The organism is Bowmanella denitrificans (assembly GCF_039522935.1).
GTDB lineage: Bacteria > Pseudomonadota > Gammaproteobacteria > Enterobacterales > Alteromonadaceae > Bowmanella > Bowmanella denitrificans.
Genome location: NZ_BAAAEI010000031.1, coordinates 234,206 through 258,163, shown reverse-complemented (window position 1 = coordinate 258,163; position 23,958 = coordinate 234,206). Strand labels below are relative to the sequence as shown.

23 protein-coding genes are annotated in these 23,958 nt (G+C 50.1%); 14 read left to right on the top strand and 9 right to left on the bottom strand.

Annotation, left to right across the window (positions count from 1 at the left end):
• Nucleotides 1-17: 17 nt before the first annotated feature.
• The 5 genes from ABD028_RS22390 to ABD028_RS22370 all read left to right on the top strand — a co-directional run bounded on the left by ABD028_RS22390 (nt 18) and on the right by ABD028_RS22370 (nt 3,481).
• On the top strand, nt 18-755 hold the full coding sequence (locus tag ABD028_RS22390) for an MliC family protein (RefSeq protein WP_343847561.1): 738 nt from the start codon (nt 18-20) through the stop codon (nt 753-755).
• A 7-nt stretch (nt 756-762) separates the two neighbouring features.
• Nucleotides 763-1,593, top strand: coding sequence for a sulfurtransferase (locus tag ABD028_RS22385; protein ID WP_343847560.1), 831 nt, complete (start codon nt 763-765; stop codon nt 1,591-1,593).
• Nucleotides 1,594-1,670: 77 nt separating this feature from the next.
• Nucleotides 1,671-2,558: an AraC family transcriptional regulator gene (locus tag ABD028_RS22380; protein ID WP_343847559.1), complete on the top strand. Its 888-nt coding sequence runs from the start codon at nt 1,671-1,673 to the stop codon at nt 2,556-2,558.
• A 75-nt stretch (nt 2,559-2,633) separates the two neighbouring features.
• A complete protein-coding gene (locus ABD028_RS22375; RefSeq protein ID WP_343847558.1) occupies nt 2,634-3,086 on the top strand; it encodes a RidA family protein in 453 nt (150 codons plus the stop codon).
• 2 nt (nt 3,087-3,088) lie between these two features.
• Nucleotides 3,089-3,481: a hypothetical protein gene (locus ABD028_RS22370; protein ID WP_102794349.1), complete on the top strand. Its 393-nt coding sequence runs from the start codon at nt 3,089-3,091 to the stop codon at nt 3,479-3,481.
• Between the two features lie 48 nt (nt 3,482-3,529).
• Here ABD028_RS22370 and ABD028_RS22365 read toward each other — a convergent pair whose 3' ends face one another.
• The gene (locus ABD028_RS22365; RefSeq protein ID WP_343847557.1) at nt 3,530-4,552 is read right to left on the bottom strand and encodes a zinc-binding dehydrogenase; all 1,023 of its coding nucleotides are present in this window, start codon (nt 4,550-4,552) and stop codon (nt 3,530-3,532) included.
• 133 nt (nt 4,553-4,685) lie between these two features.
• Between ABD028_RS22365 and chrA the strand changes: the two genes are divergently transcribed.
• From chrA to ABD028_RS22335, 6 genes are all read left to right on the top strand, one after another.
• Entirely contained in the window at nt 4,686-5,888 is a 1,203-nt protein-coding gene (gene chrA / locus ABD028_RS22360) for a chromate efflux transporter (protein ID WP_343847556.1), read from the top strand.
• A 153-nt stretch (nt 5,889-6,041) separates the two neighbouring features.
• Nucleotides 6,042-6,956 carry a LysR family transcriptional regulator gene (locus ABD028_RS22355; RefSeq protein ID WP_343847555.1) on the top strand — a complete coding sequence of 305 codons (915 nt, stop codon included), beginning with the start codon at nt 6,042-6,044 and terminating at the stop codon, nt 6,954-6,956.
• A 94-nt stretch (nt 6,957-7,050) separates the two neighbouring features.
• Nucleotides 7,051-8,097, top strand: coding sequence for a Kelch repeat-containing protein (locus ABD028_RS22350; protein WP_343847554.1), 1,047 nt, complete (start codon nt 7,051-7,053; stop codon nt 8,095-8,097).
• A gap of 154 nt (nt 8,098-8,251) precedes the next feature.
• Nucleotides 8,252-8,950, top strand: coding sequence for a pirin family protein (locus ABD028_RS22345; protein ID WP_343847553.1), 699 nt, complete (start codon nt 8,252-8,254; stop codon nt 8,948-8,950).
• Nucleotides 8,951-8,952: 2 nt separating this feature from the next.
• Entirely contained in the window at nt 8,953-9,702 is a 750-nt protein-coding gene (locus ABD028_RS22340) for a TSUP family transporter (protein WP_343847552.1), read from the top strand.
• A gap of 46 nt (nt 9,703-9,748) precedes the next feature.
• The gene (locus ABD028_RS22335) at nt 9,749-10,636 is read left to right on the top strand and encodes a glycerophosphodiester phosphodiesterase family protein (RefSeq protein WP_343847551.1); all 888 of its coding nucleotides are present in this window, start codon (nt 9,749-9,751) and stop codon (nt 10,634-10,636) included.
• Between the two features lie 7 nt (nt 10,637-10,643).
• Here ABD028_RS22335 and ABD028_RS22330 read toward each other — a convergent pair whose 3' ends face one another.
• The 7 genes from ABD028_RS22330 to priA all read right to left on the bottom strand — a co-directional run bounded on the left by ABD028_RS22330 (nt 10,644) and on the right by priA (nt 18,215).
• Nucleotides 10,644-11,321, bottom strand: a complete 678-nt coding sequence (locus tag ABD028_RS22330; protein WP_343847550.1) for a transporter substrate-binding domain-containing protein — start codon at nt 11,319-11,321, stop codon at nt 10,644-10,646.
• Between the two features lie 80 nt (nt 11,322-11,401).
• Complete coding sequence (locus ABD028_RS22325) at nt 11,402-12,466, bottom strand: hypothetical protein (RefSeq protein WP_343847549.1); 1,065 nt, start codon at nt 12,464-12,466, stop codon at nt 11,402-11,404.
• A 124-nt stretch (nt 12,467-12,590) separates the two neighbouring features.
• Nucleotides 12,591-13,658 (bottom strand): ankyrin repeat domain-containing protein, encoded by a 1,068-nt coding sequence (locus ABD028_RS22320; RefSeq protein ID WP_343847548.1) that lies wholly within the window; start codon nt 13,656-13,658, stop codon nt 12,591-12,593.
• Between the two features lie 68 nt (nt 13,659-13,726).
• On the bottom strand, nt 13,727-14,161 hold the full coding sequence (locus ABD028_RS22315) for a hypothetical protein (protein ID WP_343847547.1): 435 nt from the start codon (nt 14,159-14,161) through the stop codon (nt 13,727-13,729).
• A 243-nt stretch (nt 14,162-14,404) separates the two neighbouring features.
• On the bottom strand, nt 14,405-15,379 hold the full coding sequence (locus tag ABD028_RS22310) for a quinone oxidoreductase family protein (RefSeq protein WP_343847546.1): 975 nt from the start codon (nt 15,377-15,379) through the stop codon (nt 14,405-14,407).
• Between the two features lie 5 nt (nt 15,380-15,384).
• Entirely contained in the window at nt 15,385-15,918 is a 534-nt protein-coding gene (locus tag ABD028_RS22305) for an SPOR domain-containing protein (RefSeq protein WP_343847545.1), read from the bottom strand.
• A gap of 116 nt (nt 15,919-16,034) precedes the next feature.
• Nucleotides 16,035-18,215 (bottom strand): primosomal protein N', encoded by a 2,181-nt coding sequence (gene priA, locus ABD028_RS22300; protein WP_343847544.1) that lies wholly within the window; start codon nt 18,213-18,215, stop codon nt 16,035-16,037.
• A gap of 184 nt (nt 18,216-18,399) precedes the next feature.
• Between priA and rpmE the strand changes: the two genes are divergently transcribed.
• The 3 genes from rpmE to ABD028_RS22285 all read left to right on the top strand — a co-directional run bounded on the left by rpmE (nt 18,400) and on the right by ABD028_RS22285 (nt 22,111).
• Complete coding sequence (gene rpmE / locus ABD028_RS22295; RefSeq protein WP_102794360.1) at nt 18,400-18,612, top strand: 50S ribosomal protein L31; 213 nt, start codon at nt 18,400-18,402, stop codon at nt 18,610-18,612.
• A 253-nt stretch (nt 18,613-18,865) separates the two neighbouring features.
• Nucleotides 18,866-20,110: a malic enzyme-like NAD(P)-binding protein gene (locus tag ABD028_RS22290; protein ID WP_343847543.1), complete on the top strand. Its 1,245-nt coding sequence runs from the start codon at nt 18,866-18,868 to the stop codon at nt 20,108-20,110.
• 210 nt (nt 20,111-20,320) lie between these two features.
• A complete protein-coding gene (locus ABD028_RS22285; RefSeq protein ID WP_343847542.1) occupies nt 20,321-22,111 on the top strand; it encodes a winged helix-turn-helix domain-containing protein in 1,791 nt (596 codons plus the stop codon).
• Between the two features lie 20 nt (nt 22,112-22,131).
• Here ABD028_RS22285 and ABD028_RS22280 read toward each other — a convergent pair whose 3' ends face one another.
• Nucleotides 22,132-23,853, bottom strand: coding sequence for a formylglycine-generating enzyme family protein (locus ABD028_RS22280; protein ID WP_343847541.1), 1,722 nt, complete (start codon nt 23,851-23,853; stop codon nt 22,132-22,134).
• Between the last annotated feature and the right edge of the window lie 105 nt (nt 23,854-23,958).

Below are 23,958 nucleotides of genomic sequence, written 5' to 3'. Positions count from 1 at the left end.
GGCATAAGGAATCGGTTATGAGAAATTCACTGTTTTGGTTATTGCCCTCGTCGCTGCTGTTTGCCTGCAGTCCGGCGCAAAACCCAGAGCCACCAGTCGCCGAGCAGGATTTTCTGCCATCAGTATCCTACCAGTGCGAGAGCGGCAATATGGTCGACGCCGCCTATGCCACAGCGCAGAAAGCCAGTATCCGTTATCAGCAAAAGATTCACCCCTTGCAACTACGCCAAAGCGCCAGCGGGGCAAAATATCAGGGCCAGCAGCTCACCTGGTGGACTAAGGGCAGCGGCCCGGGCAGTGAAGCCATGCTGATGGATACCAAAGGACAAACCCTGGAGCGCTGTAAAGAAGTGTCAATGGTGGTACATCCGGTGGCAGCTCAGGTAGTCGGGGAATTTGTGATTCCTAAAGCCGTGGGTTCCTTTGATGGCAGACGACTGGAACTCAATCTGTTTAAGTATGATCCCAGACTGGCCGATAAGGCCGCCGATTTGGTGGATAGCCTGATGATTGAAGATTTTGCTCATGTGCAGGAGTTTGTGACCAGGCAGAATTTCGTGCTGGGCCAGAATATTAAACTGGCCCCCGAGCAAGGTTATTATCTCACCCTATTCGTACTGGATGGCCAGCGTCGTACCCATATGGGCGAGTGTCAGCACAGCCCCAACAACCTGTGTAAAGTTCTGACACAGGGCCAACCTTTACAGATTGAGATATTGGTCACCCCGGTAGACAAGCGTGGCGAGCCTGAGTAGTCAGCATATGTACAATCATCAAGTCTCCGTCAGCACAGCGTGGCTGGCAACACACAAGACAGATGCCAATCTGGTGCTGCTGGATGCCAGTATGCCAATGCCTGGTCAACCGGCCAGCAATGAGATTCGCTGCATTGCTGGCGCCATACGCTTTGATATAGATAAGCAGATTTGCCAGCCAGACTCACCGTTACCTCACACCATGCCTGAAGCTGAGCTGTTTGCCGATTTGGTCGGCAACCTGGGGATTGGCAACGATAGCCTGATTGTGGTGTATGACAATCAAGGTCTGTATTCAGCACCACGCGCCTGGTGGATGTTCAAATGTATGGGCCATGAGAAGGTTTATGTATTAGATGGTGGATTGCCAAAATGGCAGGCAGAAGGTGGGGCGCTGGCCGCTCAATATGCCGAGCCTGGACCAGCCAGGCCTTACCTGGCGACATGGCAGGCTGATGCATTGCTCAGTGCTGAGCAGGTATTAACTGCAACAGCGCGCCCCGACTATCTGGTGCTGGATGCCCGCTCTGCCGGACGCTTTACCGGCACCCAGCCGGAACCGCGCGCGGGATTGCGCGCTGGACATATTCCCGGTTCTGCTAATTTGCCCTTTACCAGCTTACAACAGCAAGGTTGCCTATTGCCGGTTAGTCAGCTGCAGGCGCAGTTTGCAGCTGTGGGGCTAACCGATGAAAAACAACTGGTGTGCAGTTGTGGATCAGGGGTAACGGCCTGTGTGCTGTTGCTGGCGGCCTATGCTTGCGGACATGGTGCGCTGAGTCTTTACGATGGCTCCTGGACCGAGTGGGGAGCACGACTGGATTTGCCGGTAGCTTAACCTAAATTGCGCAAGATGGGTCAAGCAGCAGATAAACACGCCGGGTAAGCTTTGGGCAAAGTCAACGAGTGACACCTATGCCAAATCTGCAAGCTGTTTGTGAATATATCGAGCGTCATCTGGCTCAGGATCTGCGCCTGGAGGAATTGTGCCAACTGGCGTATCAGTCCCCTGTTCACTTCAGTCGGCTATTTTCTGCTCAGATGGGTATTGGCTTAAATGCCTACATCCGCCAATTGCGTCTGCAGCGTGCAACCTGGCAGTTGGCATTTCGCCAGCAGCTCAGCATTACTGACATCGCCCTGGATAATGGCTACCAGAGCCTGGAGGGATTCTCACGTGCCTTCCGTCAGGCCAGTGGTCAGAGTCCTTCTGCGTTTCGCCGTCATCCTGATTGGCAATGGTGGCATCAACCATCTGTTAAGGAGACAAGAATCATGTCCACTTCCGATTACCAGGTTGAACTGGTGCAGCGCCCGCTTACTCCTATCGCATTATTGATTCATCAGGGGCCTGCGCAGCGGCTTGGGCAGAGCATCCAGCGTTTTATTGACTGGCGTAAGGCAAATCATCTGCCGCCGTCTAAAAGTGCTACCTTTAATCTGCTATACGATGATCCCACCGAGACGCCCCCCGATAAGTATCGCTTCGGCCTGGCATGCGAGTATAAGAATAACGAGCACGTAACAGGGCAAGATATTTGCACCAGCGCCCTACCGGCCGGCACCTATGCCCGGCTGAGCATACAAGGCGGGGACCAGCTACTGGAAGCGGCGATTCGGTACTTGTATGGTCAGTGGTTACCAGAACAGTCCTATAAAGCAGGGGACTATCCTTTGGTTCTGCAGCGTCTTAGTTTTTATCCTGATGTACCGGCCAGCCAGGCTGCCAGCGATATATTTCTCCTGCTGACACCTAAACAATGTGAGAAATCGGGATATTCAGAAATTCAACATGTTAATTAACAACAAAATAAGATTGAATGGTTTGTTAAATTAGAACATCTTGTGTTTTAGTCCTCTTTTTGCCCGGAGGATAAAATGTTGAAATGGTTAGTAGCCAGTTTGTTTTGTATAACGCTAGGTGTGGGTGAATGTCAGAGTGCCCCCAATGCACAGGTTATTGAGCGTAAACACTATGCGCCTTTTGAGCAGGAAATCGGTTTCAGCATGGTCAGCAGAGTCGGTGATCAACTCTATTTGTCTGGCATTGTTGGCGCCGGTGGCGATGTGGCAGCACAACTGCAAAGTTGTTATCAGACTATTGGCGAAATTCTGGCCGACTATGGCACTGATACCAGGGCCATCATCAGGGAGACCATTTACACCCTGGACATGGAAGCGTTGAAAAAGGCGCAGGATTTGCGCAAAACCTTCTTTACCCATGGCAGTTACCCAAGTGCTACCTGGGTTCAGGTGGAGCGCCTGTATAGTGAAGAGCTTTTAATTGAAGTGGAAGTACAAGTACTACTGGCAGAAAAAGGAGAAAATTGAATATGAAATACCTGGTGTTAGTGTTTGCGCTGTTTGCCAACAGTGTACTGGCCCATTCCCTAAAAGGCAGCTGGCAGTTGGTGTCCGGATTTTATGTGGATGAGCAAGGGCAAACCATTGATTACGAAGGACTGAAACTCAGCGCCATTAAGGTGGTATCGGATAATCACTTCAGCTTTATCACCATGGCCGATGGCAAATTCTGGGCGGCCGGTGCCGGCGATTTTGAGGCTACCGACAGCACGTATGCTGAGCGCCCGGTGCATACTTCTTACCCCGTCCCGGCCGACGGCCAGTTTCGCTTTGACTATGTGTTAGACGGCGACCTATGGCAGAAAAAACGTTGGCAGGACGGCAAACTGGTTGAGCAGGAAGTTTGGCGGCGCATGCCTTAGCCTGCCCATGGGCTGTTTATCGTTCGAGTACGATAAGATAAACAGCCCCTAAGGGCATAGAAGCACTTTACCGTCACTTTTGTGCTCAGCGTAATGCTCCAGGGCCGCTATAAAATCGTCAAACCCGCATTGGGCATAAATGTCAGTGTGGAAAGTGCCGTCGGCAAACAGCTGCTGTACCTTGCGGTTCAGATTCAGCACTTTCCAAATGGGGGCATGTTTGAGGGTGCGGGCCAGCCAGAAGCCTTCAATGCTGATGCCGCGGAAGATGACATCCGCCACGCTGAATTTTCCGCCCAGAGGATCCTGACTTTCCTGCAAGCGGCCATACACAATGGCGGTGCTGCCGGCGGGCATCTGCCTGAGCACTCTGGCGGTGTCATCGTCAGCCACGGCATCCATTAATACCGACGCGCCACTGGCCTGCACCGCCTGCTTTAACTGTGCAGGAAAATCCTCGGCGCCGGTCAGCAGTACCCAGTCTGCCCCAAGCGCTTTGAGTGTCTCCACATTGGCTTGACTACGCACCGTTGCCAGGGTCTTGATGCCGAGTTTCTGTGCATAACGAATCAAGCCCTTGCCAACCTGACTGGCCGCAGCATTGATCACTATTGCTTTGGCCCCCAGCTCTCTGGCTCTGTCCAGCAAACAAATAGATGTCAGCGGATTGACAATTAATGTAGCGCCCTGGGCATTATCAATGTCTTTTCGCAGGGGCAAACAATAACTGGCCAGGGTACAGGCATATCTTGCCCAAAGGCCGTCCTGACCAGGTTGCGCCGACAAAGCGACCCGTTTGCCCACCAGCCAACGCCCATATAGTCCGGCATTGGCGGCTATTACCTCACCACAGCCTTCAAAACCTGCGTAGGTACCATCCTGTGGAGGTAAGCCATATTGACCACGCAGATACACCAGATCGGAAGGGTTAACAGGGCTTGCCAGCATTTTCACCAGTACCTGGCCTTTTTTTGGCATGACCACAGGTTTTTCAACCAGTTGCAGACGCTGTTGAAAGGGTGCCTGGGTATCTTCAAGCAGTTTCAGGGCCAGGCCCAGGTTGGTTTCCATATTGGCAATCCTTATGGTTTTTTTCAGATTAACCGTATCGGCATACGGGCACAATGAATAGCTTCAGTGGCATTGATGGTGGAAACACAGCTGGCTATAGTAGGCGCCAGGTCTGAATATCAAAACCCTGGTTATGCCTGCAGCATCTCATCCGGTTCAACACCACTTTTGGGCGATCTTTGCTGTGTTTTTACGTCTGGGACTGACGTCTTTCGGTGGCCCCATTGCTCACCTGGGCTATTTTCGTCAGGAATTTGTGTACAAGCGCCAATGGCTTTCCGAGCAGGCTTATGCCGAGTTGCTGGCGTTATGCCAGTTTCTGCCCGGCCCGGCCAGCAGTCAGGTAGGTATTGCCATCGGTTTGCAACGTGGTGGGGCTGCCGGGGCATTGGCCGCCTGGCTGGGATTTACCCTGCCTTCAGCACTGGCCTTGTTTTGCTTTGCCTTGTATCTGCACGATCTCAGCAACAGCTTTGGCTCAAACTGGCTTCATGGCCTTAAAGTGCTGGCTGTCGCGGTGGTGGCCCAAGCCATACTGGGCATGGGAAAAACGCTTTGCCCGGATATACCACGAAAAACGCTGGCATTCGTTGTATGCCTGATCTTGCTTTGGCTACCAGGGGCGGGTTGGCAATTGCTGGCGATTGGACTGGGGGCACTGGCAGGTAAATTTATACTCACTCTTCCACCTCTCAAAAACGACAGCACCCCGCTGCAAGCGGTTATCAGTAAACCCCTGGCGGGCTTGTTGCTACTAACGTTCTTTCTGCTCCTGCTGTTGTTACCTGTCCTGGCCAATCTGTTTCACCAACCTGCATTGTGGTTATTTGACAGCTTTTACCGCAGTGGCGCTTTAGTCTTTGGTGGCGGTCATGTGGTGTTACCCCTGCTTGAAGCGGAGCTGGTACCTGATATGGTCTCGCAGGATACTTTTCTGGCCGGTTATGGTGCCGCCCAGGCCGTACCTGGGCCGTTGTTCACCTTCTCAGCCTTTCTGGGGGCCTTTGCCGTTCCCAATCATTCCCCCTGGTTAGGGGCCTTAATTGCGCTTAGCGCTATCTTTCTACCTGCGTTTATTCTGGTATTGGGGGTGTTGCCTTTTTGGTCTGAACTGCGAAAGCGCCATGGGGTTCGCCAGGCGCTTAGTGGGGTCAATGCAGCAGTGGTGGGGGTGTTACTGGCCGCGTTTATCCAGCCGGTACTCAGCAGTGCTATTTTATCTATGCAGGATTTATTGCTGGCGTTACTCAGCTTCGCGCTTTTGCAGTTTACCCGGATACCGCCCTACTTACTGGTGCTCTTGTGTGCTGTGGCGGCAGGTCTGGGCTGGCATTAAGCATTGTCGTTAGCTCACCAATCGCTCTATTTTCTGGGACAAACGGCATCATATATGCCATCCTGATTTGACTAAATCGAATACAATAGCCGGTTCGGCTGTGCTGAAGATGATCGGCACTCTGGCTATCCCAAACAAGGTGAGGCAGACAAGATGCTAAAAACAACCCTGGGACAGTGGCGCATGTTTCGTGCGGTGGTGGAACACGGTGGTTTCAGTCAGGCCGGTGATGCGATTCATAAAAGCCAGTCCACTATCCATCATGCCGTGCAGAAACTGGAAGACTCGCTGGGTGTTAAATTGCTTAAGGTGCAGGGGCGTAAAGTCCGGCTGACCCAGGCCGGCGAGTTAATGCTGCGCAGGGCAAATTACCTGTTGGAAGAGGCAGCCAAGCTGGAAGCCGTGGCGGCCGGTTTAGGCGCAGGAACAGAAACGCAGTTGAAAATTGCGGTGGACGAAGTCTTCCCTCAGGCATTGCTGTATAGAGTGCTCGATACTGTGTCGGCACAATTTCCCCTGCTGCGCATAGAATTGATGGAGACCGTGCTTAGCGGTGCCCGGGAACTGCTGGAAGATGCCAGAGTCGATATTGCCATATCCCCGGTCACCCTGGCCAACGGCTTTAACGAAGAGTTTTGTCAGATCGAATTTCTTGCCGTCGCCAACCCACTGCATGCCTTACACCAGCAGGAACAGGACTTAAGTTTTGAGGATCTTAAGTCACACCGACAGATTGTGGTCAGGGATTCTGCCAGCACCAGTGGCAAGGACGAAGGCTGGCTTGGTGCCGACCAACGTTGGACAGTAAGCCATATGCGCACCTCTATCGATATGATCAGTAAAGGTTTTGGTTATGCCTGGTTACCGCTGCCGGCCATTGAAGCGGAGCTGCAATCCGGCCTGCTGAAGCCATTACCTCTGGCGCAGGGCGCAAAGCGCACCGCTCAGCTGTACCTGTGCTTTGCCGATGGCGACCGCCTGGGACCGGCGGCCCGCACCTTTATTGGCGAGCTGCGTTATCAGTCAGAATCCATGTTAACGGCTGAGCAATTGGAAGCATCTGATTAATTTCAGGTTACTGGGTATCTGAACTAAGCGTTAATTTGTTAATCTGCCAATTCAGACAGAACAACCAATCAGCATAAATAGGGAAGTTAATCTAATGATGTTAACAAGGAGACGTTTTGTATTGTCCGGCAGTGCAGCAATGGCAGCCAGTTTGCTACCACGTATGTCTGTAGCGGCAAATAAAAATTGGCAGAATCTGGCTCCCATTCCTGTGCCTTTACAAGAGATTTATCCTTGTATATTTAAAAACCGAATAGTGATTGCTGGCGCTCTGGAACTGGCACAGGAAGGGGCGGGACTAATGGGCAATATGAGCCCGTCAAGGTCCGTTCACCTTTATGACTTCCAGCAAGACATCTGGCACAAAGGCCCTGAATTACCAGAGCCACGACATCACTTAGGGCTTGCAGCAAACCATCAGTCCTTATTTGCTATTGGTGGATTCAGTTCCGATAAACAGGATCCCTGGAAGATAGAAAGCCAGGTTTGGCAACTTAGCTCCCTGTCGGATAGCTGGCAGTCAGTTACTGCACTGCCAGGGCCTCAGGCAGAAGCTGGCTATAGCTTTTTAGGTAAAGATTTGCATGTTGTTGGTGGCCGCACCCTTATCAATGGCCATTCAACTGACACCGCAGCACATTATTTTTATGATGACACTTCGTGGCAGTCAGCGGCACCACTGCCCTTAGCCAGAAACTCTTTTTCCTGTCTTGTGCATAACGATGGCTTGCTGGTAGTAGGAGGGCGCATTTATAAAAAACGACATGAAAACCAGGCCCGTGTTGATTTCTATGAGAAGAAAACCGACCGTTGGTTTGAACTTGCCCCCATGCCCAAAGCCAGCGCAGGTACCGCAGCGGCGATTTGGCAAGGCGAGTTGTTTGTCTTTGGCGGCGAAGCCTATCATTTCACCCAGCAAGGGGACAAATGGGCATTAACCTCCAGCGAAGCCTTTGATCAAATTTGGCACTACCAGTTTTCCAGCGACAAATGGCAAACCCTGCCGATAACCATGAGCTCGACACGCCATGGTTTAGGGGCTGTCGCGACCAGCCAGGGTATTTACCTGTTAGGCGGGGCAAAACAAGCCGGCAGTGGGGAAGTCACTACGCTGCTGGAAAAATTCACTTACCTGGGCTGACGTTGTATTTCAGCCTCAGATAGCAGCTGTCGCAGGGTAACGAACACCGACAACATTCTAAATAAACGAATTAAGCCTCGAATATTATCTAATTTAAGTTCTCTAAATTCGTTTCTATAGTAAGGCCATGTGAACTTCAATCCGAGGAATAATCATGGATTACATCAGACTTGCCGACAGCCGCGGGCGCGCCAACTTCGGTTGGCTGGACAGCCGCCATACTTTTTCATTTGGCCATTACCATGATGCTCAGCATATGGGCATCTCTGCACTACGGGTGATCAACGATGACAGAGTGCGGGGTGGAGCTGGCTTTGATACGCACGGCCACCGGGATATGGAGATTATATCCTATGTGCTGGAAGGGGCTCTGCAGCATAAGGACAGTACCGGCAATGAGTTTAATATTCCTGCCGGAGACGTGCAGTTAATGAGTGCTGGCAGCGGTATTCTGCACTCAGAATATAATGCCTCGCGCACCGACACAGTGCATTTCCTGCAAATCTGGATCCAACCCAATGTACGGGGCGTCAAACCTGGCTACCAACAGGCGACTATCCAGCAAATGGACAAACTGACGCCGCTGGTTACTCCCGATGGTCGGGACGGCACCTTATCCATCCGCCAGGATGCCACTCTCTCGCGCCTGGAGCTTCGGGCCGGAGAGAGCATTGAACTACCAGTGGGTGACCGCAGTGGTTACCTGCATATGCTTAGCGGGCAGGCGCAAAGCGGTCAGCAAAGTCTGCACAGCGGTGACGGGGTTGGCCTGGTGCATAGCCATGCCCTGCACTTGCAGGCGAAGACAGATCTACAGGCCTTGTGGTTTGACTTGCCTGCTCAGGCAGTCTGAAGATGCTGCAGGAGTTGGCCCCGCTCAGCCTACTGCTGATTGCTGTAGTGGTGGTGCTGACTGGGATTTCCAAATCCGCTTTTGCCGGGGCACTGGGGATTTTCTCAGTGCCATTACTGCTGCTGGTTTTGCCCCCCAGGCAGGCCGTGGGGCTAATGTTACCCTTATTACTGCTGGCGGATTTATTCAGCCTGAAAAGCTACTGGCAACAATGGAACCGACAACATCTAATGCAATTGCTACCCGGTGTGGTGCTGGGGTTGTTACTGGGCACGTTGCTACTTAATAAGTTATCAGCACAAAGCCTGCAAGGCATAATTGGATTACTAAGCAGCCTGTTTGCTTTGCGTTATCTGCTGCTGCGCAAACTCAAGAGCCAATGGTTGGCGTCCCGCCCTGCCGCATGGATACTTTCAACCGTATCGGGACTGAGCAGTACCTTGTTGCATGCTGGCGGACCTCCCCTGATGATGCATTTATTGTCCGTCTCTTTAGCCCCAGCAACTCTGGTGGCCACCAGTGCTGTGGTCTATGCCGGTATGAATCTGGCTAAACTGGGCCCTTTTATGTATTTCAATGTACTGGATTGGCAACTAGCCGGCTTAACCATGCTGTTTGCCCCTTTTGCCTGGCTGGGCACTAGGCTCGGTGTATGGATTCGCTCGCGACTGAATCCTGCGGCCTTTATGGGTGCTCTACATATACTGCTGTTGCTGATGGGTGTGAAGCTGCTTTACACAGCGATCGGATAGGCTTCACTGCATAGCTCGTTAGACGTAAGATGCTAGAAAGTTAACCTTGTCTCAACCAATTATGCTCAAAGCACTGTTGTGGTTATCTGGCTTTGCCTTGGCTTATCTGGGTTTAACCTTAATTCCCGCTGTAAATAACGTCCCACCCCATACTTATTATCAGCAACAGGGCTTTGAAACTATTGCCCATGGCGCTGGCCAGGGCCTGAGGCCGAAAAACACGCTGGAAGCAGCACTCAATGCCTGGCAACTCGGTGCTGATGTGATTGAAATGGATATTCATGCCAGTGCAGATAATCAACTTGTGGCCAGACATGATGACACGGTAAATGCCACCACCAATGGCCAGGGATACATTAGAGACATGACTCTGGCACAACTTAAAACACTGGATGCCGGTTATTATCATCAGCAAGGTGGCATCTACCCGTTCCGTGACCAGCATGTGCAGATCCCCGCTCTGGCAGAGGTATTTTCTGCTCTACCCAATGCCCGCTTTATGCTGGAAATCAAACCAGACACGCCAACGGACAGTGACTTGTTGTGTCAACTGATCAAACTGCATGGTAGAAGCCAGCAGGTATTAGTGACCTCCTTTCACACCGAGGCGCTGCTGGCATTTCGCCAAGCTTGCCCCGACGTTGCCACATCTATGACCAAAAAGGAGATCACCTGGTTTGTGTTGCTGCACAAAATCGGCCTTTCCCACCTTTACCCATTAAAAGGCGTCGCCATGCAGGTCCCCGAATATTCAGGGCCAATTAAAATTGTCACACCTGCTTTGATACGCGCGCTGAATAACAGGGGGGCTAGACTGCAGGTTTGGACCATCAATGATGAAGCCGCAATGCGGCGGTTTCTCGACTATGGTGTCAACGGCATTATTACCGATTTTCCCGACAGATTGATGACCCTGGTTACAACAGCAAAATAGTCGCGCTTTAATTAGTTGAGGATGGTTTGGCGAGTTCTCGTCTCAGCGCCAACTCTACCTGGTGCATCAGTCTGGCATGGCGTTTATGCAGGAAGTGATAGGCCGCTTCATTGTGAATAGACACCTCAGCGAGTTGCAGGCGACTGGCGTCAAATGGAAAGTCTCGATTATCTATGTACGCAGTCAACCCATAATCAATGCGGCCCATTTCCAGCATATCCAATATTTGTTGGTTGGAAGTGAACCACAGGGCCTTAAGCTGATTTTTTTTAACAATATCGGCTGCCATGCGGCTTCCCTGAGGTACCGCAATTTGAATGCCAGTGTGATCAAGCAAGCCATTATCGCATTCGATGCCAAGCCGGCACACCAGCCTCACCTGTACTTTAAGCAACGGCACCTTAACCATACGCATGTTGTCCAGCATAGGTGCCATGGAGGATAGCCGCACGGCAATGCCATCCAGTTCGCCGTTAACGGCCATTATGCGCTCACGCTCTGCCGCCACCTTAACAAATTCCAGCTCGATCCCCAGTGATTGATAGCTGCTCTTTAGCAGGTCGGTGACAATGCCGACCTGTGGATGCTCGATATAGCTGAAGAGAAGTTTTGTTGGCTCGGCCAGCGCGGCGGCTGGCCCACAACACAAGCAAAACAACAGACACAAAGAGGTGAACTTTGGCATATACAGATTGATTAGAACATGTATAGGCCAGTGTAGATGAGCTTTTCTGCCCGCGGCAAGTTACTCCCTTATCTCATCTGCTATTTATTCTTGTTTAATGTTTCTAGACGAGAAAGATATTTTTCTGTACAAGGTGTTCTTCCAAGATCAACCTCAGACTCAAGGTTAAGACCTTGTAAAAAAACAACTAATTCACTATTTCTATATTGATAACTAGCAATATCCTGCTGGAATAGCCTTTTAACAGCTTCAGGTGGACGTTCAATGGTAATAGATTGCTGCTCACGAGCTTTTTCAATAGAGTTATCCAACTCCAAATAGCGCTTCCTAATATCATCTTCAGCGTCAGAAAGAACAATAGAGGGATTAAGATAACTCTGAAACAGTTCGTCTCCTGAAATATTTCCACTAAACGCTGTTAGAGCACTGACGCTGTAGTCTTTCAGACCAAGCATAGTATATGCCGTAGCATTAATGAGGTGCTGCTTCGCATTCTCGTCAACCTTACCTGCTTTTCTATAGCTGGATTTTGCAGAAACTAACTCCTGCATTATTAGGTACTCTATTGCGTGATAAGAGGCTCCCATAATTAACAATTTGTTGGCAATCTCTTGCTGCAAATCTGCTTTACCATACCAACTCTGAACATATGCAATCATGGCCCACTTGTCACCACTTTGCGCTCTTTCTTTTAGCTCTTCTATGGGCAACTCTTGATAGGATGAGACATAAGCATTATTTGGATAATTCCTATCATCAGAGTTTATAGCACTAGGCCCCTTGATAGCTGCTTTTCCTATAACTTCATGCCAATCATTCTCTAATACTCTGATATACTCCAGATCTGCTTGGTTAAGTTCTTCTTCAGCCACACACCATTCTTCATCAAGAGATTTTCTACTGACAGATGAATTATGCTTATCTGCAGAAATATATTTATCAGTAAGTTCAACTTTATTATTTAAAACCGCTGGTGAATTTATAGGCTTAGTTTCACCAGTCTCTTCCCCTATATTGACAATGTCAACACCATAACAATCCCCGTTACAGTCAATTGCTTCTTTTTCACCAAATAAACCAGGCACAAAAAATATTAGAAGCCCAGCTATTGCAGTGAGTACAATAAGAATAAAGCTTTTTTTCATTTCTCAACTCTATTCCTACCAGGAACAAACCGTTGATATTCTTTCATAAATAGCTCAGCATAAGCTTTGCATTTTCCTTACACGTCATGCCGGTTATATTTGCACTGCTACAAATTCTATCCAATTAACAACTTGGTCTGACAGGCCGAATGGAGGTGCTGTTTTTCACCAAGCTCCCTCCCCCTATAAGGTTACTATACAACTTGCTATCGGTGAGCCTAATATCATTTAGCAACTCTAAATGTTGGCTTTTAAAAACCGCACCTTTCTTTCGTAAAGATTTCACATAGTACTCGCATTCCACTGTTTGACTACACAATTCCAATGCATAAATCAAAGAGTCTGTATAACTACCATTAACTTGAACATCAACACCACTGTCAATTAAGAAATCAAACACACGTCTTGATGCATTGACCTTTAAAGAATAGGAAATGGAATTATTAAAATCCTTACTAACCATATGAATATCCAAACCTAATGGAATTAGCGACTTAAGAAGTGGCACATTGTCTTTTATAGCTAAGACTGATAAGGACTCAGGAGTAAAAAATGCTCCTTTATTTAGTAGTTCTTTTATTAACTCCAGAGGAGCCTCAAAAACAAGCGATTGAAATAAGGCATAATTTAGACTCTCAGGCTCGATTATGCTGGCTTCTTCAATCACATCAGTAAATCCTTGCCAATCTTTTATTTTTGCTTTCTCACTCATATTCACCAGATCATCCATAATTATTTTCGCCTCATAAGTTTCCTTTTCTGAGAGGGAGATATCACTATAAACACCATTTTCAATGCCAGACTGATTATTAACATGCAATTCTTTTAGAATGGAGCCAGAATTAACCCCTTCATTATTTACATGCTCATCATCATTACCACTTTTTCCAGAATCGATAACACTAGGTGCTTCATATTTAGAAGTCTGGTTATCTTTATAATTGGATTTAGAATTATTAAGAAATCCAAATTCGTAAACGAAAAACATTACAACTATTGTTATAATTACTAAGCTAAAAAAACTCTTCGCTGTGACTTCCTTATCAATCTTGCCACAAAAAGCTCCTACACCCACAGCCAACAACACATTGAAGGGCCCAAATTCAATTGAAGAATTAGACAAATGAGAAACCACCAGTTGTAGCGCAAGCATATAAGCCGTAACCGCTGCGAAGTTTTTGATTTTAAACATGCGCATTCCAATTTCTTTGTGGCGACATACATTGCCGCCATATTTCAACTATCGTCGCCAATATCACTTCAATCACACATTGCAGTTGCTTGAGCAAAGCTTTGTTCACAAGCCGACTTCGCATCTTCATATCCGATCCAAGAAGCTCCTTCACAACCAGCTATCGCAACTGGATTTGTAAACCCCAAACATAGCAAAGCTGATGATGCATAGATCCCGTTCGCAGTATTAAGACATACGCGTTTGCTATCAAGAGCATTCAATTCACATTGTTCTTGTGCGTCAATACTTCCAGTTCCACTGCCATTACCGCCACCACCTTGTCCCCCAGGAACCGAGCCAATTGGTGATGAATTACCTGGTACAGGGGACCCGGTAACTGGAATATGCTCTACATTTCCTCCTCCACCTTCAGTCTTTGCTGTGTCAGGGTCATGCTGAACCCCCAGGCTTATATGAGATATAAAAAGTAATGTAATAAAAGGGAATATTTTTGTTTTCATATGCTGATTCCTTGATGCTGATAATATTTTCAAGGAATCGCATGTAAGACGGCTTTGGCTACTAAGACGATAGCTTTACCCAAAAAGAACGCTGACAAGGGACTACAAAATAATCTAGTAAAGGTCTTCCTTAACCATTTGTTCTATAAATCTTCCATGCAAACAATGCACTAGAATAAAGTGTGCGCAACAAACTAATCAGATTTCTATTGATATGTCTACACTTTTAACACCAACAAAACATTAAGGTAACAGTATTGCTGAGCCAGTCAGTTTTCTGGCCTCCAGATCTTTATGGGCCTCGGCGACGTCAGCCAATGCATAACGCTGACCTATCAAAGGTTGTAGCTTGCCAGCTTCCAGCATGGCAAAGAGTTCATTGCACATGGCTTCCAGATCAGCCCGTTTAGCTACGTAGTCAAATAATCTTGGTCTGGTAATAAACAGTGAACCGCGCTTGGTCAATTCGCTTAAGGCAAATTCCGGCACGGCCCCGGACGCATTGCCAAAGGACACCATCATGCCCAGCGGCGCCAGACAATCCAGTGAATCCTCAAAGGTACTTTTACCGACACTGTCATACACCACAGGCACCCCTTCTTCGCCGGTCAGTTCCCTGACTTTTTGTACAAAGGACTCTTCGTTGTAATTAATCACTTCCGTGCAGCCGTGCGCTTTTGCCAGTTCAGCCTTGTGCGCATCGCCCACTGTGCCAATCATTCGCACTCCAAGCGCTTTTGCCCACTGACAGGCCAGCAGGCCGACACCGCCGGCGACGGCATGGAATAATATACTCTGCCCAGCCTGCACCCGATATGTGCGACGCAGCAGGTACTGCACGGTCAGGCCTTTCAGCATCACAGCCGCCGCGGTTTCAAAACTCAGGCTGTCGGGGATTCGCACCAGATGTGCTGCGGGCATCACCCTGACCTGCGCATAAGCGCCGGTGGGGCCACCAGCGTAAGCAACCCTATCCCCGGGTTTAAGGAAATCCACCCCTTCGCCCACGGCTTCCACTTCACCGGCCCCTTCCAGCCCCAACCCGCCTGGCAAGGGCTGCGGATACAAACCGGTTCTGAAATACACATCAATGTAATTAAGGCCAATGGCATGCTGGCGTAATCGCACTTCACCGGCAGCAGGCTGACCGGGGTCATGTTCCACCAGTTCCATCACTTGTGGACCACCATTCTGGTTAATTTGTATGCATGTTGTCATATGGCTTAATCCAAATTCCATTGCCAAATCTGGCAGGTGGTAATGCCGGTACGGCGAATCGCATGGCGCTGTTTTTCGGCTTCCCGTTTTCGTTCAAACGGGCCAAGAATCACTCTGTACCAACGACCATTGGCACCATCACTGGGCCTGACCTGAGATTCCAGACCAGCAAAGGCAATCTTGGCACGCATTTCCTCGGCTTGCTGCGACTGACGGAAGGAGCCACACTGCATCAACCAGCGAATCCCATCGTCTTCTTGTTCCGGCACATCCACTTCCACTGTCTGGTTTGGCAGTACTTCAATAAACTCCCACTTTTCCTCGGGCAGCTTAGGCAAAGCATCAGCTTGTTCTTTTACCTTAACCGGGGCGGGCTGACTGTTTTCGGTCTTCTTGGCACTGCCATTAATATTCCACAAAAAATAAGCAAAACCTGCAAATAAGGCCAGCGTAATCACAATACGCAGCCAGGGTAAGGGTGGCTTGGGAGGCGGCGCTTTGTTCGCTCTGCCGCGGGAAACGTAATCTTTATGTGCCATAAATCAGCTATAACCCTACAAAATGCAGCGGGGTAACTTACTGCTGTTTTGAAAAAGAAGAAGAAAAACTGCTACCCCGAGGCGATGATTCTACCTGTTGTCCCGGCACAAGCAAATCAGGTGAAGTCCTGCGGATCCATATCCAGCGACCAGCGCACCTTATTGGCCAGCGGCAGTTTTTCGATTTGTCCCATCAGGCGATTAAGCTGCTGTTGAATCCCCGTGCGTTGCTGCGACTGCAACAATAGCTGCATACGGTAACGCCCCTGACGTTTTTCCATCAGCGCCGGAATGGGCCCGATGGCCGCCAGGTCAGGGCCAATGGCCATTAGCTGCCGTACTTGTAACAGAAATTCATGGGCCTGGGCGGCCTGGTTAGCCTCAGCACGGAACAGTGCCTGATAACTGTAGGGTGGCAATGCAGCAAACCGGCGCTCTTTTAAGGCCAGTCTGGCAAAGTGCTGATAACCGTTATTCAGCAGATCCTGCAATAACGGATGAGCAGGATGATGAGTCTGCAGCCATAACTCGCCCTGAATATGGGCCCGCCCGGCACGCCCGGCTACCTGGGTAATCAACTGGGCCAGTTTTTCCGGCGCGCGGTAATCGGCACTGAATAGAGAACCGTCCACATCCAGGATCACCACCAGCGACACATTGGGAAAGTGGTGCCCCTTCGCCAGGATTTGTGTACCAATCAGCAGCTGATGTTTACCCTGGTTAATGTCCTCTAACAACTGATGCAGCTTCTGCTTGCCGCGCGCCGAATCGCTGTCGATACGAGCGGCCTGATAGCCAGGAAATAAACTGGCAATCCCTTGCTCCAGTTGCTCGGTACCCATGCCCACCGGCTGCATGGGTGACGCACCACACTGGACACAAGCATGGGGAATCGGCTTGGCATCTGAACAATGGTGGCACTGCAGCTTGTTCAGGCTGCGGTGCAGGGTATAACTGCGATCGCAGCTGTGGCACTCCTCCACAAAGCCGCATTGATGGCAAATCAGGGCCGGTGCATAACCGCGCCGGTTGATAAATAGCATAACCTGATTGCCTTGCTGCAAATGGGCCTGGATACGCTGGCGCATGCCCCTGGCCAGCCCAAACTCAAGCTGCTGCCCCTTCAGGTCCAGTAGCTGATGTTGCACGGGTTTGGCTTCCCCGGCCCGTTGTCGCAACAGTAAATGCTGGTACTTGCCAGCCAGGGCATTGTTAAGGCTCTCCAGCGACGGCGTGGCACTGCCCAGCAACAATGGAATATTCTCGAGCCTGGCCCGCACCACCGCCATATCCCGGGCATGATATCGCCAGCCGTCCTGCTGTTTGTATGAGCCGTCATGCTCTTCATCCACAATGATCATGCCAGGACTTGCCAGTGGGGTAAAAATGGCGGAACGGGTGCCGATGATAATGCCCAGTTCTCCGGCTTTGGCCTGGCGCCATACCTGCATACGCTCATTGTCGGTCAGCCCCGAATGCAGCACTCCCACGTCCACGCTGAAACGCCGTTGAAAACGCCTGACGGTTTGTGGGGTCAGGCCAATTTCCGGCACCAGAATCAGTATCTGCTTACCCTGCTTCAGCAAAGGTTCAATGGCCTGCAGATAAACTTCGGTTTTACCCGAGCCGGTTACCCCCTCAAGTAAAAAACAGTTGAAGCTACCGGCTTTATGCGCAATGGCGCTGATGGCCAAGGACTGTTCCAGATTCGGCCTGGGCTTTTCTGCCAGCTCAATACCGGCTGGCCACTGCTTATTGGCATCAGGGATTAAGGTTGTGGCTTCAATCAGTCCTTTGTCAGCCAGAGCACGATATATTGCGGCGGAGTAGCGGTTGCTAAGCTGTTCCTGTGCCACCGGCCCGCTTTGCAAAGCGGCCAGCAGAGCCTGCTGTTTGGCGGCCCGTTTTAGTTCGCTGGGGTCAACATCATGCCCCATTTCGGTTAACTGCCAGGCCTTAAGTTCAACCTCAGCCCCCAGACCTTTGCGCAGATATACCGGTAGCGCGGTGAATAAGATATCCCCCAATGGGTGCTGGTAATACTGACTGGCCCAGGTCAGCCATTGCAGAAACAACGGCTCCATCACTGGCTTGTCATCCAGCAAGGCTTCAACCCTGCGCAGTTTATCCGCTGGCATATCGCTGTCTGCTTTACAGGCCATCACCAGCCCCACCAGTTTGCGCCGCCCAAAGGGCACCAGCACCCGGGTGCCGGCCTGGGGCACCATACTGTCTGGCAACAGGTAATCAAAGTGGCCGCGCATTGGCACGGGTAGGGCTATTTCGGCAATTAACATCTTATTCTTTGCAGTTGAGAAGGCTGGCTATAATTTCAACAAATACTTGAACCCTCAGGAGGGATACATTAATATGCGCGCCTCCTGGCGGCAAGCTGCCATTTTTTGTAAATAGCGTATGGTTCCGGTCAAGACATTGTTACTTGGATCGGGTGGCGATACGGCCTGTTGATGAGGTAATCCCATGAAACAAGGTATCCATCCTGAGTATCAGGAAATCACTGCAAACTGCTCTTGTGGAAACAAGATGGCGATCCGTTCTACTCTGAAAAAAGACATCTTCCTGGACGTATGTTCAGAATGTCACCCTTTCTACACTGGTAAGCAGCGTAACGTTGACACCGGTGGCCGTGTAGATCGTTTCAACAAACGTTTCGGCATGCTGGGCAAAAAGTAAGCCCGCAGACTGCAAGAAAAGGCGCCAATCAGGCGCCTTTTTTGTTGCTCGCAAAGCAAATTTTGCCAAGGTGACCACGTATATGAAAGATAAGCATGGCCTAGACAGAATTGGCTATGCCGAATCGCGGTCTGATCTGATATGTTGTACCCAGGTGTTGTGATAGATTGCGCACCCATTCCTGCCAGCGTTCAGGGATAGATAACAATAACATTCCTTACTCGTACCCATACAATATCACTCAGAGGCTACTATGTCTGACTTTCGTCAAAGAGCACTGGATTATCACGCCAAACCCGTCCCCGGAAAAATCAGCATTGAGCTGAGCAAACCTGCCGAAAGCGTCGGCGATCTGGCCCTGGCTTACAGCCCGGGTGTGGCCGAGCCGGTCAAGGAAATCGCCGCTGACCCGGATAATGCTTATAAATACACCGCCAAAGGTAATCTGGTGGCGGTGATTTCCAACGGCACTGCCATTCTCGGCCTGGGTAATTTAGGACCGCTGGCATCCAAGCCTGTCATGGAAGGCAAAGCCTTGCTGTTCAAGCGCTTTGCCGGTCTGGATGCCATTGATATTGAAGTAAAACACCGCACCACCGAAGAATTTATTAATACCGTGGCCAATATCGCAGATACCTTTGGGGGTATTAACCTGGAAGATATTAAAGCGCCCGAGTGTTTCGAGATTGAACAGGAACTGATCAAGCGCTGTCGGGTACCGGTATTCCATGACGACCAGCACGGTACGGCTATTGTGACCGCGGCGGGTATGCTCAACGCACTGGAGATCCAGGGTAAAAATATTCACGATGTGACTATCGTCTGTATGGGCGCCGGTGCCGCCGCCGTCGCTTGTATGGAACTGCTGATCAAATGTGGTGCCCAGCGTGAACGTATTTACATGTTGGACAGAAAAGGCGTAATTCACACCCGTCGAGATGATCTGACCCCACATAAGCAGTTGTTTGCCAATAACACCGACAAACGCACGCTGGAAGATGTGATGCAGGACGCCGATGTGTTTGTGGGCGTCTCCGGCCCCGACGTGCTGCCGCCTGAAGCTCTGAAACTGATGGCCCCCAATCCGGTGGTGTTTGCCTGCTCCAACCCGGACCCTGAAATTAAACCCGAGCTGGCCCATGGTGCCCGTGATGACCTGATTATGGCTACCGGTCGTTCCGACTATCCTAACCAGGTTAACAACGTACTGTGCTTCCCTTTTATTTTCCGCGGTGCCCTGGATGTACGAGCCTCCACCATTAACGACGAAATGAAAGTGGCCGCCGTTGAAGCGATTCGCAGTATTGCCCGTGAACCTGTGCCCGAATCAGTACTGAAAGCCGCCGATGTCACAGAGCTTAACTTTGGCCGGCAGTACATTATTCCCAAGCCGATGGACCCGCGTTTATGTCAGCGCGTGGCCAAAGCTGTTGCTCAGGCGGCCATTGAGACCGGCGTATCGCCTTTCGAAGCGCTGCCTGACGGCTACATGGAATAAATGTTCCTGGGCTCTGCATGAAGAAACGTCGCCTCTCGCGGCGTTTTTTTATGTGTAAAAACAGGCCCTGCCAGCCACTGCTATCGGGTATATGTTTTTGCTGAGTGTCGATTGCACCAACCAAGGCCACTGGCATAAATTGTCCCTATGCACAGCACGTTAGGGCAAAGTAGGTTACCATCCCGCAACTAAACTAAAAGAGCGAGCTTGGTGCGCACCTATCAATTTGGCGAATTTGAATTCGATCCAGATCAGTTAGTCTTAAAACAACATGGCCAGATCGTTTCACTTAACGAAAAGGCCTGTCTGTTACTGGCGTTGTTGTTGGAGAATCGGGATAAGATCCTGAGCAAAGACACTATTTTAGATAAGGTTTGGACGAACAGGGTTGTCACTGAGCAGGTGATTTTCCAAAACATCAGTTTACTGCGCAGTATATTTGGTGAGACCGCCATTAAAACCTTTCCTAAAAAAGGGTATCAGTGGCAATCCCCTATTATAGATAACTGCCATCAACCTACTGAAGTTACCGGCCAGGATAAGAATAAAGATATAGCGCAAGTGCCCAAGCCGTTTGGAGGTTTATCCAGACCGACTGTTTATGGATTGGGTATCGCGATACTGCTTATCGTCTCGGTGCTTTGGTACAGACTCTATACTTTGTCACCCCCAGCGGCGCTACAACCCGAGCAAATATTTGTCCTTGCGCCAGCCGCGCAGGAATTTAGGGTACAAAGTCTTCAAGCCGGCCTGTCGGCACAGGCGCTGTTTGACTCGCCTCATCGCACTTATGCTCAGGCAGCCAACGCAGAAGAGTTACTTGTTGCTACCAAAAACTTTCCGGTGAAAAGCGGTATGGTGGTCAGTTTCATTGTTCAGGGGCCGCAGCGAAGTTGGCAGGATTTTATTCTGGTCAAGACCGCCAAAGAGGCGCAGCACAAGCTCAGTGCAGCTATCCTGGCATTGCGCGACGGCAACTATTTTAGTTTGTCTCATCCGCAGCAAGCTCTTGCAGTCTTGCAGATGCATCAAAATGACCTTGGTGCAGAACAGGCCAGGTTATATATGGCGCTGGAAGAATACGACAAGGCCGCTGCGCTGGTGGAAAGACAGCTACTGGCGCCGGACAATAACCTAGAGAAAGCCTTGTATCTATGGCTCAAAGCTCAAATTGCCATGGAGAACAAGCAATTCCCTGTGGCCAGAGCAAGTATCGAAGCTGCTTTAACTATTCAGGAAGCTGTTGAGGTCGCCCCCCTAAAAGCACAAATGCTGATGACCTTATCCTGGAGTCTGCTGGTGGACAATGACCTGCGTCAGGGCATGCAAGTATTGAATCAGGCTGTTGCCAGCGCCAGAGCAGCGCAGGAACCATTGTTGGAGCTGAATGCACACCGCATCCAGGCTTTTATGGCATCAAAAGCCGGGCTGACGGAACTCGCTCATACCCAGATGGGCCTCGCCACTCAGCTGATCAGCTTAAATCAGTTGGCTGATGAACATCTGGTGCTACTACTCAGTACACAAGCCTGGATGGCCGGGCCAGGAGAGGCCGCTAACGGTTTTTATCAGCAGATTTTGAGCAGACCATTTACGCCACAATATCAGAAGGATTTTAATATTGCCGCCAAACAGCTCAGGCAAAGCTATATTCAGCAGCAGCGCTGGGATGAGGCACTGGCCCTGATTGCCCCCTGGCAAAGAGACTCATTTCAGTCTCTGACAAGGGCATCAGTGTTGCTGGCGCAACAGAAAAGGGCGGAAGGGCTCAAGGAAGCCCTGCAAAGCTTTCAAATCGCGCAGTTAGCGCAAAGTAAAACCGATGCCTTGGATAGCGCCTTGTTGCTTTTACAGCATGCACAAAGCGGCGATACCATGGTCGACGCTGAGGGGTTGAAAAGCTACCTGACCGCGCATGCTACCCGCCGTTGGCGCGACCAGAATAGCAGGGCATTGGATGCTGCAATACGCTTATCTAGCAGCGAATTGCAGCCTAATTAATGCCGAGTTGCTAATGCTATCTACTCATCCCCTGTTGCTATTGGTTGTTGTAGAGTGAATTCCAGACCGGCCAGCATCCAGCGGTCAAATCCCTCGCGCATTACCTGTAGTTGCAAGCTGTGCTGACCTTTTTCAAGATACACAGAATGTTGATTCGTTGTGTTCTCTGCTTGGCGCTCATAGCTAATCTCTGCCAGCAAGGTAGCGCCATTCCATAAGGTAAAGAAAGTACCCTCCTGGAAGGTGCGACCTTGGTAGCTAAGTTGATACTCTCCTGATTCTTCCACCTTAACCAGGAAGGTCATGCTCACCTTTTCCTGCGCTGTTACAGGGTTGGTTTTGAAAACATAGTATCGCTCTGGGCGCGTCTCAGTGGGGGCGGCTCGGTAAAGCGCCACGCCGTTCAGACTGGCTACATTTTGCATCTCTAGTTTGCCCGGAATGTCAGTAATAACCGGAGGGTGCGGAATCAGCAGAGGCGCGCTGGGTAAACTGGATTGCTCATCATTGGCGGCCACCAACAGGAAGCTGGTTCCATTGGCTACTGCATCCAGTTCCAGGCTTGACTGCGAGCTGTCCACCTGAGTTAACTTGGTATATTGATGCTGATAAAAGCCGCCCATCAGATGTGCTTGAGGATAAACCGACTGATAGATATCGTAGCGAGTTACCCTTTTGTCCGTCACGGGTTGCCAGCGCAACTGATACCTGGTTTCCCCCAACTGCACAATGTGACCAAAGAGCGGTGTCATTAGCAAATTGTCTTTTTCCGAGAGTCTTTGCTGCTGAGCTTGCTTTAAAGCTGCGGTAAAATGGCTGTCATCCGAAGTCGCCGGGGCCTTATCCGCAGCGAGCCTGAATCCAATATCTGCGGACACATTCCACCCTTCCCGCTTGGCCCGGCCTCTGAAGGTATGGGGGCGAGCCGGATAATGCCAGTTACTGCCGCGCAGACCATAGAATTCGCACTGATTTTTCTCTTGGAACGCGGATGTGTCCGGTTGGTAACCTTTGTCGCTGTAGCAGGAGTTGACCATCTGCAGCACATTCCCTGTCATATCATGCAAACCAAAGGGATTGGCCTTGTATTGTCCGACAATGGCGTTGTAGGCCTCTCCATCTTCACAAGGAGACAAGCCCACAAAGCCGACATTGCTTAACCCATACAGTTGGTTGTTAACCGATTCACCGGTAAAGTCTGCGACGTTGCCATACTCACATGCTTGTGCACCGGTCGGGTCATCTCCCCAGAAGAAGCGGCTTGTGGTACCAGCCCTGGCGGCATACTCCCATTCTTGCTCGCTGGGCAATCGATAGGATGTACCGGTTTTCTGGCTTAACCACTTGGCATAGGCTTTAGCGGTTGTCAGAAAAATGCAGGTAACGGGCTGATAATCGCTGTGGCTATAGCGATGTTTGTCCCATCGTCCTGTACCAATGTGGGTTGGCCCCCTTAACCCTTCCTTATCAATAAAGTCGTTACAGGTGGCATCGGGTGAGAAGTTGGTGTCTTTAGCAAAGTAGCGAAACTCTGCGACAGTCACCGGGTATTTTGCCAGTTGAAAGGCCTCAACAGAGACCTCGTGAATAGGTTGACTGGCCGGGTCGCCCCCAATTGTACCCATCATAAATTCACCCGCCGGAATTGATACCATGGGTGGCGTGATAAATTCCTCGGCCCAAGCCACCGGACCTGAGCATATGCTCAGCACACACAATGCTGACAAATACCAATTCGACATGCAGTTCCTCACTTTTTATTTATGTGTAGAGGAATGCAATCTAGATGGCCGACGGCGGCCGGGTCCTAAAATGATTAAATTGTTTTTCTATTAAAATTCTATTTG